The following is a 15541-nucleotide window of genomic DNA, read 5'->3' as shown; positions in this document are numbered from 1 at the left end:
ATGCGGCGGGAGCCCGACTCCCGCCGCATCGACGTCACCCGCTTCGGACCCTCGTCCTCCGCAGTCCGCCCCTGGCGACCCGTCAGCCCTGGTGCTTGAACGACTCCAGGTATCCCAGGGTCGGCGAGCCGACACCGGAGACGTCGTTGTAGCCGGGCGTGGCCTTGAGCGTGTAGTCCGTTCCGAGGGTGAAGAGCCGGCCCTGCCGCACGCCGTTCTTGACGCCGTCGTCGTAGGCCACGGCCTTCGTCCGGCCGCCCGGGTCGTCGGTGACCGTGTGGAAGGCCCGCTTGCCCAACGACTGGTACTTGGCGTAGATCTCCGGGTTCGCGAAGCCGATCGGGAAGCCCAGTGCCTGTTCGGCGTCGGTCTGTTCCCCGGCGAACAGCGGGCAGGCGATGCTGGTGCCGCCGTAGCCCTGCTCGGCGAAGCCGGTGGTGCCGTCGGGCAGTTTCTGCGTGAAGCCGACCATCGTCGTCAACAGCAGGTCGCCCTCCATGGCCACGTCCGGCACCTCGCGCATCGGCTGGCTCGCCGGTTGTCCGGTCAGCAGCGTGTCGGCGAGCGAGTCCGGCACGACGCCCTTCTGGTACCACGGCTGGGCGAAGTGGTCACTGGTGCCGCCGCCGCTGCCGAAGCTGAACGTGCCGGGCAGGCTCGACCAGGCGGCACCGTTCTGCAGCGTCGCCTCGGAGTCGCCCATGCCGGTCTCGAACTCGTAGTTCCGGCCCTTGCCGATCGCGATGGCCGTCGCACCGACCGCCGTCACCCACGGGATCGAGGGTTGGAAGGTGGTCTGCGGTTCGGAGGAGTAGGTGTCGCAGTTGACGCCGCTGCCCACGATCGCCGGGGCGTCGTCGGCGCAGTCGCCGGAGGCGAAGTAGAAGCCGATGCCCTCGGCCGCGCCCTCCTCGAACACCTGGACGTAGGCGTTGATGAGTGCCGGGGAGGTGTTGCCGTTGGTGTCGTAGAGGTCCTCGGTGTACGAGTCGGAGACGATGTCCGCGAGGTGGTTGTCGACGATGTCGGACTCGGCGGCGATGAAGTCGACGTCGTTGCAGGAGTTCGCGCCCACGTAGTCGATCTTCGCCTGGGGCGCCATGGTGTGTACCTCCTCGACGTCGAGCGACTCCTCGGGCGTCCAATCACCGCAGGCGGACTGGTCGTAGAAGTCGGCCGGGGTGCTCAGGTCGGTGAACTGTCCCGGCTTGAACTGCGGAAAGTCGTTGTACCTGTCGAACGTGTCCACATCGGACTCGATGGTCGGCGAGCCGAAGGCGTCCACGATGGCAACCGTGGCGCCCGCGCCGCTCAGACCGCTCTGCGGGACCTGGTACGCGCCGCGTAGCTGGTTGGGCAGGTAGCCGCACATGGGGCTGGGCTGGTGGGCGCCGTAGGCCTTGGGCAGGTCCTTCGGCGCGCTCTGGTCGTAGTAGGTCGTGCACGGCGTCACGCCGATGTACGGTGCGCCGTTCGGGCCCGTGACGAGCTTGGCGCCGGCGCTCGGGGCGACGGCCGGGGCCGAGGCCGGCTTGTTGACGTGTGGCGCGTCGTCGAGTCCTTCGACACCGAGCACCGCGTCGGCCACGGAGTCCGGGACGGTCGCCGGGTGCTGCGGCGCGTAGTAGGTGTGGCCGTCGACGCCGTAGTCGTGCAGCGGAGTACCGAACGCCGCCGTCATCTGCGCGGCCGTACCGGTGGCGGCGACGTACTGCTCCGTGGACGAGGTGATCTTCAACCCGGAGGCGGTGAGCCAGGCGCGCACTGCGGCGGACTGCGCGGCGGACGGGCCGAAGCGGGCGCTCTGCTGAGCCGGTGTCAGGTAGTGGTGGTACTCCGGCCCGTTCGGGGACGAGACCGCCTGAGCGTAGGCGGCCAGGCCGCTCGGGTCCTGGCCGCTCAGCAGGACCTCGATGGAGATCCCGCTGCTCGCCGGGACAGCACCCTGGTCGGCCCGCGCTGTCGCCCAGGACGGCTGGCTGCCGGCCAGGACGGCGGGCCCAGGGTGTGCCGATGCGGCCGCGACGTGCGCCGCCGCGCCGCTCAGGGCGAGCGCCAACGCGGCGGACACGGCCGTGCGGCGACTGCGCGCCATTCGGTGGGGCATGCTGCTCCTTCGCGCTGAAGTGGGGGTGCCTTCCGTGCAGAACAGGGCCTTGCGCTGAGAGGGGCGGTGCCTTAAGACATGTGAAATATCACATGTGCGGCATGCTATTGCATGAGTCGCAAGGAGTCCAGGGTGCCGTCCAGCGCCAGACGGGCCGGGGGCGCGCACAGCCGGTCCTGTGCGACTCCGAGGCGCGAACCAGCAGGCGGGGCGCTTCCGGGCAGGGCCCGACCCGGTCGGGGCCATCTCCGCCGAGCTCCGTGCTCGTGACACGGGACGCCGGCGCTGAACACGTGTCAGATCGCTGCGCCGATCGGGTGTTCGACGGCGACCTGTGCTTCGATCCGGCCGCGGCGGGAGGTCAGCCGTTCGTGGCGTGCCCGCAGGTAGGTGCCCCTGGCCCGGGACGTCCCGAACGCGGCCATCCCAGTGCCGCCTTCAGGTAGCCGAGCCGGGCCCGGGCACCCCATCGGCCGGTCGCGGTCACGCGGGTGCGGGAAAGCCATGGGCGGCGGCATCATGGCCAGCACAAGGACCCGAGGAGGGTGCCGGGCCATGAACACCCCACTGACCACCGATCGACTCATCATCCGGGACTGGACCGCCGAGGACGCCGAGGACGCGCTGACGATCTACGGCACCCGCGACGTCGCCCGCTGGCTCACCCCGGTGATGGAGCAGGTCGGGGACCTGGCCGCGATGTGCTCGGTACTGCAGGCCTGGGCCGAGGCGCAACCGAACCTGCCGCCCCCGCGCGGCCGCTGGGCCGTCCAGCGCAAGGCGGACGGCACGGTCGTGGGCGGCCTCGGCATCCGGCTGCTACCCCCGTACGAGGACGACCTGGAGATGAGCTGGCAGCTGGCCCCGGACGCGTGGGGCCAGGGCTACGGCACCGAGGCCGCCCGCGCACTGGCCGCCTGGGCCTTCACCCAGGACACCGACGAGCTCTTCGCGGTTGCCCGGCCCGGCAACACCCGGGCCATCGCGATGGCCCGGCGGCTGGGCATGCAGTGGGTCGGCGAGACCAACAAGTACTACGGGCTGAGCCTGCAGGTCTACCGACTGCGCCCGGGCGACCTCGCCGGCGGACCGACCTAGCCGGACTCTTCGGGCAATCGCCTCGAACGCCTGCCGAACTCGACCACTCGTACCGGCAACTGCCGTACGTGGAAGCGGACTTCGCCTGATCATGCGTCCCGGCCGAGGAGCACCCACGATCGGTACGCGGCCGTGGGTCTGCCGCGCGATGGCGTGCGACGGGATGCGTTCGCCGGACCGTCACGTTTCCGGGACGAGTTCCACCCCGCCTTCACCCGGCGGGCGGATGCTCCGTGGAGCGCGTGCCCGCGGCTCGGGCAGCGCGGTGACCGCGTCGACGAGCGGCGGCCGGTTCCGCGGGTGGGGGCAGCGCGAGACCGGTCCGGTTGCCGTGCTCCACGCCCTGCCGCAGGGCATCGCCACGGCGCCGGCGTTCCACCCAGTGCGCCGTTCTCGTCCTCGGGTGCGCGTTCCCCGAGAATCGCGGATAGTGGAGGTGTGGGAGTGGTCCGCCTCTGGTGCACCAAGTGCACAGGGCAAAAGGATGGTCCGTTTCCACACAAACGGCATATTCGTGTTGCTGGTTCGAGCCTCGCTGGTCCTGTGGATCGGCAGGCGGATCCGGCGGCATGGCGATGCGAAGAAAGGACACCATGATGAGCGCTTATCGTGGAAACTTCGGCCGTGGTGGCCGTGGCGGCGGCTACGGCGGCCGTGGCGGCGGCTATGGAGGCGGCTACGGAGGCTACGGAGGCTACGGCTTCGGTCGTGGTTTCGGCCGTGGCTACGGCAGAGGATTCGGGCGCGGCGGCGGTTGGGGCTGGTGGTAGTAGCAGTACCAGCTGTACCTGTCTAGCCTGAATTGGGATGCTCCCAAATCTCCGGGGACCGGCGGTACGCCGCCGGCCCCTTCGCCTTGATCGGGGGATCTCCGTGGAGGAAGCGCCGCCTTCGGGTCCTTCGATGGACGGGGCCAGCACCGAGGGACCGGTCACCGCGTCACCCACCGTCCCGTTGCGTGAGGCGTTTCGACGCTTCTGGCCGTGGGTACGCCCGGACGCGCGATGGCTGCCGGTCAGTGCGGGCCTGCTCGTCGCGGGCGCGTTCGGCGAGGTGGCGTCGGTCTGGCTGTTCAAGGACCTGATCGACGACGTCCTCGTCCCGCGGCACCTCGCCGCCTTCTGGCCGCTCGCCGCGGCCATGGTCGGCGTCACCGCCGTGGCGGCACTGTTCACCTTCACCGGCGGCTACACCGCCACCAGGATCGCCGAGCGGTACATCCTGCGGCTGCGCACGGCCACCGTCGCCCACTTGCACACCCTGCCCCCCGACACCCTGGAGAGCCGCTGGCGCGGGGACCTGGTGGCCCGGCTCACCTCGGACATCTCCACCATCGAGCAGCTGGTCGCCTCCGGTCTGATCGAGGGGGGCGCGGCGCTGCTCAGTCTGGTGCTGTTCTCCGCGGCGGCGGTGTACCTGAGCTGGCCGCTGACCCTCGCGGCCCTGGTCGTGGCTCCCCTGTTCTGGTTCTCCACACGCTTCTTCGGGCGTCGGATCCTGCGGCGGGAACGGCAGGTCCAACGGCGGGCCGGCGGTGTCACGGCCCTGCTGGAGGAGACCCTGCGCAACGCCGTCATCACCCGCACCTGCGGCCAGGAGGTCCGCGAGGTCGAGCGCGTGCGCCGGGAGGGCGAGGCCCTGCTCGACTCCGAACTCGCCGCCGCGCGCGTGGCCGGCCTCTACCCCCCGTGGCTCAACCTCCTCCAGATGATCGCCGGACTGACCGTCGTGGGCGTCGGCGCGGTCGAACTGGACCGCGGAATGCTGAGTCTGGGCGGCCTGCTCGCCTTCGCCGCCTTCATGGCACAGCTGTTCGAGCCGGCCCAGCAGCTCTCCGGGCTCGCCCCGGTCGCCGGCGCTGCCGGCGCCTCGGCCGAACGCGTTCTGGAACTCCTGGACATGCGCAGCCCAGTCCGCGAGAGCCCCACCGCGCACGACGCCGGCACCGTCCAGGGACGGGTGTCCTTCGACGGCGTCCGCGCCAGCTATCCGGGCAGTCCCGACCGACCGGTACTGACGGACGTCACCTTCGACATCCGCCCCGGCGAGGTCCTGGCCGTCATGGGACCGAGCGGCTCGGGAAAGTCCACCCTCGCCAAGCTCCTGATCCGCTTCCTCGACCCGGACATCGGCACCGTGCGCCTCGACGGCCACGACCTCAGGGACCTGACCCTCACCTCACTGCGCCAGGCCGTCACCCTGCTGCCCCAGCAGGCGCCCCTCTTCCACGCCACGATCCGCGACAACATCGCCTACGGCAGGCCGGAGGCCTCCCAGGCCGAGATCGAGCGCGCCACCCGCAACGCCGGCGCCCACGACTTCGTCATGGCACTGCCGGACGGCTACCACACCAGGATCGGCACCGACGGCTTCCAACTCTCCGGCGGACAGAGCCAGCGCATCGCCATCGCCCGCGCCTTCCTGCGCGGCACAGCCGTCCTGGTCCTCGACGAACCCACCGCCGGCCTCGATCCCCAGGCCGCCGAACACGTGATCATCCCACTGCGCCACCTCATGGCGGGACGCACCACCGTGCTGATCACCCATGACGAGGCCTTCGCCCGCATCGCCGACCACGTCCTCACCCTGAAACCGGCGAACACCGCACCGGGCCTGGACGGGGACACCGTCCCGCCCGGGACATCCGGCGCGGACAGGACGTGATACCGCGCGCCATCACCGGGCGAGCCGCCACCACCGAGGGTGTCCGAAGGACCGCGTGGGTCCGAGCGCGCCTACGTGGGGAGGGGCTGTTCGGCCCAGATGGTCTTGCCGGTGCCGGTATGGCGTGACCCCCAGCGTTCGGTGAGCTGGGCGACCAGCATCAGGCCGCGTCCGCCCTCGTCGAAGATGCGGGCGCGGCGCAGGTGCGGCGCGGTGCTGCTGGCGTCGGAGACCTCGCAGATCAGGCTCCGTTCCTTGATCAGCCGCAGCTGGATGGGCTGGGCCGCGTAGCGGATCGCGTTGGTCACCAGCTCGCTGACCACGAGTTCGGTGACGAAGACCAGCTCGTCCAGGCCCCAGGCACGGAGTTGGGCGGCCGCCTGGGCGCGGGCCTCGGCGACGACGGCCGGATCGGGGCGGATGTCCCAGGCCGCCACATGACTGCCGCCCAGGGCGCGGGTGCGGGCGATGAGCAGCGCGACGTCGTCGGCGAGTTGATCACCGAGCAGCGCCTTCAGGACGTTGTCGCAGGTGGTTTCCAGTGAGGGGGCTGAGTCCGCGAGGGCCGTGCGCAGGGCGTGCCGGGCGGCGTCGACGTCGCGATGGCGGGCATCGACCAGGCCGTTGGTGTACAGCGCCAGGAGGCTTCCTTCGGGGAGTTCGCGTTCCATGGACTCGAAGGGCATGCTGCCCAGGCCGAGGGGCGGGCCGGTGGGCAGGTCCAGGACTTCCACCTCGCCGTCCGGGGTGGCCAGGGCGGGAGGGGGGTGGCCGGCGCTGGCGACCGAGCAGGTGCGGGAGATGGGGTCGTAGACCGCGTACAGGCAGGTGGCTCCGAGTTCTCCGAAGGGTGCCTCGGCTTCCGGTTCGGGTTCGGTGCTGAGCCGGGCGACCAGGTCGTCCAGGTGCGCGAGCAGTTCGTCCGGGGCCAGGTCGACGTCGGCGAGGGTGCGGACGGCGGTGCGCAGGCGTCCCATGGCGGCGGAGGCGTGGATGCCGTGGCCGACCACGTCGCCGACGACGAGGGCGACGCGGGCGCCGGAGAGCGGGATCACGTCGAACCAGTCGCCGCCGATGCCGACCTTCGTGTCGGCGGGCAGGTAGCGACCGGCGACGTCGAGGGCGGCCTGTTCGAGGAGCCGGTGCGGCAGCAGGCTGTGCTGGAGGGCCAGGGCCGTGGTGCGTTCGCGGGTGTAGCGACGGGCGTTGTCGATGCAGACCGCGGCGCGGGCCGCCAGTTCCTCGGCGGCCCGCAGGTCGTCCTGCCCGTACGGTGCCGCGAAGGGGGCGAGCCGGGTGAAGAGGACGACGCCGAGATTGGTGCCGCGGGCGTGCAGCGGCACCGCCATCAGTGAGTGCGGCTGGTGCTGGTTCACCCAGGCGGCGCGCTTCGAGTCGTGGGCCAGCCAGCGCACGACCTCCAGTCCGCTGACCCGGTCGACGATGCCGCAGCCGGTGGCCAGGCAGCGGGCGACCGGCGAGAACTGCGCGTAGCGGCTCGTCTCACCGACCGCGACGATCTCCTCCGCGTCGGATCGGACGGCCGCGCGGCGCAGTTCCAGCGGACGGTCGAGCGGGATCGGTGGGGGCTCCTCACCGCGCAGTGTGGCGTCGAGCAGATCGACCGAGACGAAGTTCGCGACGGTGGGCACGGCCACGTCGGCCAGCTCCTGGGCGGTGCGGAGCACGTCCAGGGTGCTGCCGATCCGCTTGCTGGCCTCGTTGAGCAGCGCGAGGTGCTCGCGGGCCGTGTACTGCTCGGAGAAGTCGAGCGCGGCCAGTTGCACGCCGGTCACCGACCCGAGCGAGTCGGTCAGCGGGGTGAGGTGGACGATCCAGGCGTGCGCCCGCGGTTCTCCCGGAACCTTGACGTAGTTCACGAGGTACTCGGGCTCGCCGGTCGCCAGCACCCTGTCGACGCACCGCTCGGGCTCCTGGAAGGCCGGGTCGGCCATGTGGTCGGTGATCCGCAGCCCGCGCAGCTCCTGCTCGGAGGCGGCCATCTGCCTGGCCATGGCCTCGTTGACCCGCAGGAACCGACCCCCGGTGTCGAAGATCGCCAGGGCGAACGGTGACTTGTCGAACGACCGGTGGATCAGCAGGTCCGTCCCACGGTCCGCGGGCTCGCGCTCCGCCCGGACCTCCAACAGCCAGTGGCCCGGCCCGTCACCCCAGGCCAGCGGCTGAGCCCGCAACGAGCACGTCACCGCACTGCCGTCCCGATGGCGGAGCCCCACCCGTCCGGCCCAGCCCTCCCGTCGGCCGAACCGCTCCCCAGCGGCCGACGGGAGCGGCGAGGAGAGCAACTCCGCCGCGGGCCGGCCGACGACCTCGGCGGCGGAGTACCCGAGCAACTGCTCCGCCCCGGCGCCCCAGCCGGCCACCAGCCCGTCCGCGGTCGCCACGGCCGAAGCCACCGCGGCCGGGAAGGAGGCACCTCCGGGGCTGCTCGACGGCTCGCCCATGGTTCCACCTCGCCTTCGGGTACCCACTGGTTCAAGGATCTCTCGGGTGCACGGCCAGTTCGCGTCAGGCCCTGGGGGGACGTTCGCGGGCCCCGGGCCGCGTGGGTCACGGCCGGGGGTGCTCGGGGGCGGCTGTGAGGGGCTGGGCGCGGGCGATGAGGAGGGCGACGTCGTCGGGGTCGGCGGGGCGGCGGAGTTCGTGGAGGAGCCGGTCGCAGGTCTGTTCCAGGGAGGGGTCGGGTGTGTCGAGCAGGTGGAGGAGGGTTTCCAGCCGTTCGTCGATGGCGTGGTGGCGGGTTTCGACCAGGCCGTCGGTGTAGAGGACCAGCTGGTCGCCGGAGTCCAGGCTGAAGGTGGTGGTCTCGAAGGGGACCTGGCCGACTCCGAGCGGGGTGCCGGTGGGCAGGTCGAGGAGTTCGGGATGCCTGCCTCGGCGCACGAGGACGGGGGGCAGGTGGCCGGCGGTGGCGATGCGGCACTCGGCGTGATGTGGGTCGTAGACGGCGTAGACGCAGGTGGCGATGTAGTGCTCCAGCCCTGAAGTGATCTTGTCGAGGTGCTGGAGCACCTGGGAGGGGTCGAGGTCGAGGTCGGCGAAGGCACTGGTGGCGGCGCGCAGGCGGCCCATGGTGGCGGCGGCGTCGATGCCGCTGCCCATCACGTCGCCCACGACGAGCGCGGTCCTGTCACCGTCGAGCGGGAGGACGTCGTACCAGTCGCCACCGACCTCGTAGCTGGCCTGTGCGGGCCGGTACCGGGAGGCGACCTCCAGACCGGGCAGGCGCGGTGGGTGGTCCGGGAGCAGGCTGCGCTGCAGGGTCTCGACGGCGTTGCGCACGCTCTGGTGGGAGCGGGCGTTGTCGATGCACACGGCGGCGCGGGCGGCCAGCTCGGTGGCGAGGGCGAGATCGTCCTCGTCGAAGGGCACCGGGGTGCGGGCACGGGTGAGACCGAGGAAGCCGAGGATGCGACCGCGGGCGGTGAGCGGGACCAGCAGGTAGGAGTGCACGCCGGCGCGGGCCAGCACACGCGCGGTGTGCTCGTCGCGGGCGATGCGGACGAGGTCGGTGGCGTCCACGTGGGAGACCAGGATCGGGCGGCCGGTGCGCACGCACTGGGCGGCCAGGTGGTCGGCGTCGTAGGCCAGGATCCGGCCGGGTGGATCGGCCGCCTGGAGGGCTTCGGTGGGGTAGGCGGCTTTGACCGCGAGGGCGCGGAAGAGCGCGGGGCCCTCCGCAGGGGCCGGGGGATGCTCGTCCAGGACGGAGTCGAGGACGTCGACCGCGACCACGTCGGCGAGTTCGGGGACGGTGACCTCGGCCAGTTCCCGGGCGGTCTGATCCACTTCCAGGGTGGTGCCGATACGGGCGGTGCCATCGGCGATCACGGCCAGGCGTCGCCTGGCCCGGGCGGCCTCCATGGCCGCCTGGTGCCGGTCGGTGACGTCCACCACCAGGTCGGCCACCCCGAGGACACGTCCCTGGGGATCTTCCAGCCGGTAGAACGAGAGTGACCAGGCGTGCTCGTTGCCCGGATCGGTGGGGCTGCGGCCGACGACGGTGTACTGGTCGACCATGGGGACACCGGACCGGAGGACCCTCCACATGGCCGCCTCGGGCTCCTCGAACTTCGCGGCGGTCATGACCTCGCGGTAGTGCCGGCCGAGATGGTCCCTCGCGGGGACGCCGTGCATCCGCTCCAGGGCCGGGTTGACGGACACGTATCGCAGCTCGGTGTCGAGGATCGCCAGCCCGATGGGGGACTGGGAGATCAGCCGGGTGGACAACGCGAGGTCCCGCTCGACCTCGCGCAGCGTCGGGGAGTCGGTGGCGAGCCCGAGGGCGTAGACGTCGCCGTGGTCGTCCAGCAACCGCATGTTGCGCAGTTCCACCTGCCGCGTGGTGCCGTCCTTGTGCCGGATGGGGAACGCGCCGCTCCAGCTCCGGCCGGTCTCGATGACCTCGGCGAACGCCTTGAGCACCAGGCCCCAGTCCTGTTCGTGCACGAGCAGTGGCGCCGCGTACTGGCCGAGCGCCTCCTCGGCGGTGTAGCCGTACAGATCCTCGGCCTGCGGGCTCCACAGGACGATCCGCCCACCGGCATCCAGCAACACCGCGGCGACACCCAGGAGGTCCATCAACCCGCTCGGCTGCGCTGGTCTTCCCTCCGGCCGACCGGCGTCAGCCGGACGCCCTCCGGCTGCGCCCACCGCAGGCACTCCTTCCACCTGTCGGACCACGCTGGCTACCCCGCTCGCCCCGGATCCGTGGCCTGTCCACCTGTCTGTAGCCTGCCCCTCGTCGAGTGAGTGCTCCGGCTTCCATAGTCCCCCTGGATCAGCCGACCGCACTGCGCGCGCCGAGTGTTCGGACAGGTCCGTGGCCGGCGGCCCAGAAGGCGAGGCGCGCGGGCGGGAAACGGAACCGCGGCTGGCCAGAGCTCCACCATCGAACTCGAGTTCCCATTTCGGAGCACCCCGCTTCCGGTCCGGCGATCAACCGCCCAGGTCACAGCAGCGCACGCCAGCGGTGTCGAACGTTCGGCTCCCCGCTGCCGCCCCCGGTCGGACCCCGTACTCGGGTCTCGGCGACGGTGGCGCTGAAGAGGATCCACTCCACTCTCCCGGCGGTCGGCGGCGCGCGCAGCCCGGGCGGCGGGCCGGTGACACCCGGGGGCTGTCGGTGACAGGCAGTCCGGGTTCGCCGGTGGCTGCGCTGTCCCTCTCATCGGTGGAACGGGCGTGGCCGGGCCGGGCCGGTGAGGGCTGCCGGGCCGAGCGTTCCGGTGCCGTAGCGGGCGGCGGCCTTGTCGAGGACCGGTTCCAAGCGGCGGCGGTCCTCGATGCCCCGGTCGAGGGTGAGCTGCACGTAGCTGCGGGCGGCGGGGGTGAGTTGGGCGACGCGGGCGGTCACCGCGCGGACGCGCGCGCGTTGCAGACCCAGGGCGGTGTGGATGCCGTAGAGGGCGTCCCGCAGGACAGGGGTGTGGCCGGTCGGCTCGGCCAAGGTCCGCGCGCGACTGGTGTGGGAGCGGTCGGCGTAGCTGACCTGCAGCTCGACCTGGCACGCGACCTGGTGGGAGGCGCGCAGCCGCGTACCGAGATCGGTGGCGAGGGCGAGCAGGGTGCGGCGCACGTCGTCGGGGTCGAGGACGTCGTGGTCGAAGCGGTGGCCGGCGGCGATGCTGGCGGGCGGTCCGGTGGGGGTGATGCGGCGGGGGTCGGTGCCGTGGGCACGGTCGTGCAGGAGGCGGCCGGTTGAGGCGCCGGCGATCCGCTGGAGGGTGGCCGGCGGGAGGTCGGCGAGGTCGCCGATGGTGGTGATGCCGTAACGGGCCAGGGTGCGGGCGAGGACGGGGCCGACGCCGGGCAGCGCCTGGACGGGCCGGCCGCGGAGGAAGGCGGTGTCGGTGTCGGGATCGTCGCCGAGGATCAGTGTCTCGCCGGGTCGGCAGGTCTGGGCGGTGAGGGTGGCGAGCAGACGGGTGTCGCCCCCACCGATCGCGGTGTGCAGGCCGTAGCGGGCCAGCAGGCGGGTCTGCAACAGGTCGGCGAGTTCGGCCGGGGTGCGGCGGAAGTAGCGCTGGGCTCCCGTGACGTCCATGAGCACCGAGTCGGGCGGAAGGGCCTGGACCATGGGCGAGACATCTTCGAGCACGGTGAACAGCTCGCGGTAGGTCTCGAAGCTGGGCCTCGCGAAGCGCAGGTGCAGGATCGCGGTCACCCGGCGCTCCCCGGGCTCGCGTGCCAGAGCCGGCCGGCCCCCGAGCCGGTGGGTGCGCCGGCTGGTTCCTCGGAGCGACGGGCCGGGGTCGGGCCGGCGGCGAGCAGGCGGCGGACGGCCGCGGTGCCGCCGGTGCGGTGCGCGTCGGCGACGTCGACGAGGTTCCAGGCGTGGGAGCCGACGAGGGTGACGGACTTGCCGCGTCGGGAGACGGTGCCGCGGGCGAGCAGCAGGAAGTGGTGGAAGAGCGGGTAGGCGGCCTGTTCGTGGCTGGTGTCGAAGTAGGCGAGGTCGATCTGGCCGCCGCGGCTGCCGTCGTCCAGGGAGACGAAGATCGTGCGTCGGCCGCTCTTCATCGGCGGGGTCTGGATCGCCACCTTGGCGCCGGCGACCAGCACGGTGTCCCCGGTGCGCTGCTTGTGCAGCAGGTGGGAGGGGGTGACGCCGAGTTCGGCGAGCAGCGGGTGGTAGGGCTCCATGAGGTGGCGGCTGGCGTCCATGCCGATCACCTCCAGCTCGGCCTGCATCGTCTCTCGTTCGGTCATCTCGGGAAGCCCGGTGCCGCCGGGCAGCGCGGTGGGAGGCACGAGGGGCGGTTGGGTGGAGTCGGCGTGGGCGCGGTGCTGGCGGTGGAGTTCGTCGATCCGCAGGAGCAGTTCGCGCCGGTTGGCTCCGTCGGCGATGGGGTCGAGGGCGCCGATGCGGGCGAGGCGTTCGGCGATGGGGTGGGAGGGGTGGGCACGGGTCCAGAAGTCGGCGAGGTCGGCGTAGGGGCGGCGGGTGGCGATGCGTCGGGCCTGTTCGGTGGTGATGCCGTGGACGTCGGCCAGGGAGATCCGCAGTCCGAAGCGGCCGTCGGGGAGGAGTTCGGTGCGGTAGTGGTCGGCGGAGTGCTGGACGTCGAGGCGGAGGATCGGCACGCCGCGGCGGCGGGCGTCGGCGAGGACGAGCCGCTTGGGGTACATGCCGGGGTCGTGCTCCAGGAGGCCGGCGTAGAAGGCGGCCGGGTGGTGGGCCTTCAGCCAGGCGGACTGCAGGGTGGGCAGGGCGAAGGCGACTGCGTGGCTCTTCGCGAAGCCGTAGGCGCCCATGTCCTTGAGCATCCGCCAGACCTCGTCGACCACCGCGGGTGAGTAGCCGGATGCGGCCGCGCGCCGGCGGTACCAGGCCTCCAGCGCCGGGAGCCGCTCCGGCTTCGCGAGGGCGCGGCGGGCCTCCTCCCCCATCGCGAGGTCGGAGCGGGTCATCGTCGCGAACAGGCCGATCACCTGCTCGTTGAAGATGACCACGCCGTAGGTGGGGCGCAGCCAGCCCTCCACGTCCGGGTGCGGGTAGCGGACCGGCTTCTCGCCGTGCCGACCCAGCAGGAACGGTTTGATCATGTCGGCCTGTACCGGCCCGGGGCGGAACAGGGAGATCTCGGCGATGAGGTCCTCGAACGTGGTCGGCTGCAGGCGCCCCAGCAGTTCCTTCTGCCCGGGACTTTCCAGTTGGAAGACGCCGATCGACTCGCCTTCGCGCAGCAGTTCGTACGCCTGCGGGTCGGTGAGCGGGACCTGCTCGCGGTCGTCGAGGTCGATGCGGTGACCGGTGGTGCGCTCGATCTCCCCGACCGCGTAGGCCATCGAGGACTGCATGCGAACGCCGAGCACGTCGAGCTTGAGCAGGCCGAGGTCCTCGACGTCCTCCTTGTCGAACTGGGTCGCGGGGAAGCCCTCGCCTGCGGTCGGCACCACCGGGGTGCGCCGCAGGAGGGTGGCGTCGGAGAGGATCACGCCGCACGGGTGCATGGCGGTGCCGCGCGGGAGCGCGTCCAGGCCCTCCACCAGGTCCCACAGCGGCCCGTACCGGTGGGCCGCCCGGGCCACCTGTCGCAGCTCCGGCAGTTCGGCCAGCGCGGTCTTCACCGAGCGGGCGGTGATGTGCGGGAAGGCCTTGGCCAGGTTGCCGACCTCGTCCGGGGGCAGGCCGAGCGCGAGTCCGGCGTCGCGGATCGCCCACCGCACCCGGTAGGTCTCCGGCATGGACAGCGTGCACACGCGCTCGGTGCCGAACCGGCCGAGGATCCGGCGGTAGACGTCCAGGCGGCGGGCGGACTCCACGTCGATGTCGATGTCCGGCAGCGAACGGCGGCGCAGGTTGAGGAACCGCTCCATGATCAGCCCGTGGTCCAGGGGGTTGGCGAAGCTGATCCCGAGCAGGTGCACCACGAGGGAGCCGGCGCCGGAGCCACGGGCCTGCACCCGGATCCCCATCTCGCGGACGTCGTCGACGACCTGGGCGACGGTCAGGAAGTAGGTGGGCCAGCCCAGGGTCTGGACGACCCGCAGCTCCTCCTCCAGCCGGGCCCGCATCGTCGGGCTGCGGTCGTAGCCGTGGCGGGCCATCGCCGCCTCGCACCGCTCGCGCAACACCCGGGCGCTGGTGCCGGGGGCGGCGCCGATCTGGTCCTCCTCCGGGAAGTGCACCCGCCCCAGGCCCAGGTCGGCCTCCGGATCCAGACGGCACTCGCCCGCGGTGCGCGCGGTGGTGGCCAGCAGGTGCGCCGCTCCCCCGCTCTCCCGGCCGGCCGCCCGGGCGACCTCCTCCGCGAGCTCGGCCATCTCGGGCGTGTCCTTCAGCGAGCGCTCACCGTTGTCGACGTGTCCGGGCCGGATCGGCACCAGCAGGCGGGCCGAGTCCAGGACGTCCGCGACCGGTGCCCGCCCGGAGTGGGTGTAGCGCACGGCGTTGGTGAGCACGGCGAGCAGATCCAGGTCGGCGGCCAGCCCGACCGTGCGGGCGGCCAGACGGAGCGAACCCGGGCCGGTGCCGGTACGGCGGTGGTGGACGGCCTCCAGGCGCAGGTGGGGCCCGTAGATGTCGCGCCAAGGGCTGAGCAGGTCGGTGGCCTTGTCCGGGCGGCCCTGGGCGAGGGCGTGGACGGGTTCCGAGGCGGGGCCGAGCAGCGCGGTCAGGCCTTCGGCGTGCTGGTGGAGGGCCGGCCAGGGAACGATCGGCTGGCCGCCGCCGGCAGCGGCCCGAGCGGCCCAGCCGGCGGTGATCAGCGCGCACAGGTTCGCCCAGCCGGTCCGGTCACGGGCCAACAGGGTGATCCGCGGGGCGGACTCGTCCACGAACGCCCCGCCGCGCACCGGCGTCCGCGACCGGGCTCCCGCTGCCGCGCCCGGCGGCAGCTGGAGGCGGGGCACGGCCAGGTCCGCGCCGAACACCGGCCGGATGCCCGCCTTCGCGCAGGCCTTCGCGAACCGCACCGCACCGGCAACGGTGTCACGGTCAGTGAGCGCCAGGGCGTCCAGGCCCAACTCCGCGGCCCGCGCGACCAACTGCTCCGGCAGAGCGGCCCCATAGCGCACCGAGTAGCCGGAAGCGACATGCAGGTGGGTAAACACGCAGGTCGACTCCTCACTACCTCGCCCCCTCCGCCATGTCCGGTTCCCCTCCGCCCTTCCAGCGTAGCGCCTATTCGATAATGTGTTCGACTA

At 72.2% G+C, this 15541-nt stretch carries 8 protein-coding genes; 2 read left to right on the top strand and 6 right to left on the bottom strand.

Annotation, left to right across the window (positions count from 1 at the left end):
• Positions 1 to 82: 82 nt before the first annotated feature.
• Together ACZ38L_RS09420 and ACZ38L_RS09415 are read right to left on the bottom strand one after the other, a co-directional pair.
• Complete coding sequence (locus ACZ38L_RS09420) at positions 83 to 2107, bottom strand: S53 family peptidase (protein WP_465690898.1); 2025 nt, start codon at positions 2105 to 2107, stop codon at positions 83 to 85.
• 296 nt (positions 2108 to 2403) lie between these two features.
• Positions 2404 to 2532 carry a hypothetical protein gene (locus tag ACZ38L_RS09415; RefSeq protein WP_465690896.1) on the bottom strand — a complete coding sequence of 43 codons (129 nt, stop codon included), beginning with the start codon at positions 2530 to 2532 and terminating at the stop codon, positions 2404 to 2406.
• A gap of 130 nt (positions 2533 to 2662) precedes the next feature.
• Here ACZ38L_RS09415 and ACZ38L_RS09410 point away from each other — a divergent pair, with 130 nt between their 5' ends.
• Together ACZ38L_RS09410 and ACZ38L_RS09405 are read left to right on the top strand one after the other, a co-directional pair.
• A complete protein-coding gene (locus ACZ38L_RS09410; RefSeq protein ID WP_465690894.1) occupies positions 2663 to 3205 on the top strand; it encodes a GNAT family N-acetyltransferase in 543 nt (180 codons plus the stop codon).
• A 903-nt stretch (positions 3206 to 4108) separates the two neighbouring features.
• Positions 4109 to 5869: an ABC transporter ATP-binding protein gene (locus tag ACZ38L_RS09405; protein WP_465690892.1), complete on the top strand. Its 1761-nt coding sequence runs from the start codon at positions 4109 to 4111 to the stop codon at positions 5867 to 5869.
• 71 nt (positions 5870 to 5940) lie between these two features.
• On the opposite strand, the gene ACZ38L_RS09400 is transcribed toward ACZ38L_RS09405, so the two are convergent.
• From ACZ38L_RS09400 to ACZ38L_RS09385, 4 genes are all read right to left on the bottom strand, one after another.
• Positions 5941 to 8334: a SpoIIE family protein phosphatase gene (locus tag ACZ38L_RS09400; protein WP_465690890.1), complete on the bottom strand. Its 2394-nt coding sequence runs from the start codon at positions 8332 to 8334 to the stop codon at positions 5941 to 5943.
• Positions 8335 to 8440: 106 nt separating this feature from the next.
• Complete coding sequence (locus tag ACZ38L_RS09395) at positions 8441 to 10471, bottom strand: SpoIIE family protein phosphatase (RefSeq protein ID WP_465690888.1); 2031 nt, start codon at positions 10469 to 10471, stop codon at positions 8441 to 8443.
• A 586-nt stretch (positions 10472 to 11057) separates the two neighbouring features.
• Positions 11058 to 12056 carry a DNA polymerase Y family protein gene (locus ACZ38L_RS09390; RefSeq protein WP_465690886.1) on the bottom strand — a complete coding sequence of 333 codons (999 nt, stop codon included), beginning with the start codon at positions 12054 to 12056 and terminating at the stop codon, positions 11058 to 11060.
• Positions 12053 to 15448 (bottom strand): DNA polymerase III subunit alpha, encoded by a 3396-nt coding sequence (locus ACZ38L_RS09385; RefSeq protein WP_465690884.1) that lies wholly within the window; start codon positions 15446 to 15448, stop codon positions 12053 to 12055. The genes ACZ38L_RS09390 and ACZ38L_RS09385 overlap by 4 nt, the downstream gene beginning before the upstream one ends.
• Positions 15449 to 15541 lie beyond the last annotated feature (93 nt).

It is taken from the genome of Kitasatospora sp. NPDC024654, from assembly GCF_055559155.1.
Note: the sequence above shows the minus strand (reverse complement) of the source record. Positions and strands in the feature narration are given on the sequence as shown.

Coding starts and splice junctions, on each gene's coding strand:
- ACZ38L_RS09420 (WP_465690898.1), bottom strand. CDS start 2,107: ATGCCCCACCGAATGGCGCGCAGTCGCCGCACGGCCGTGTCCGCCGCG.
- ACZ38L_RS09415 (WP_465690896.1), bottom strand. CDS start 2,532: ATGGCCGCGTTCGGGACGTCCCGGGCCAGGGGCACCTACCTGCGGGCA.
- ACZ38L_RS09410 (WP_465690894.1), top strand. CDS start 2,663: ATGAACACCCCACTGACCACCGATCGACTCATCATCCGGGACTGGACC.
- ACZ38L_RS09405 (WP_465690892.1), top strand. CDS start 4,109: ATGGACGGGGCCAGCACCGAGGGACCGGTCACCGCGTCACCCACCGTC.
- ACZ38L_RS09400 (WP_465690890.1), bottom strand. CDS start 8,334: ATGGGCGAGCCGTCGAGCAGCCCCGGAGGTGCCTCCTTCCCGGCCGCG.
- ACZ38L_RS09395 (WP_465690888.1), bottom strand. CDS start 10,471: ATGGACCTCCTGGGTGTCGCCGCGGTGTTGCTGGATGCCGGTGGGCGG.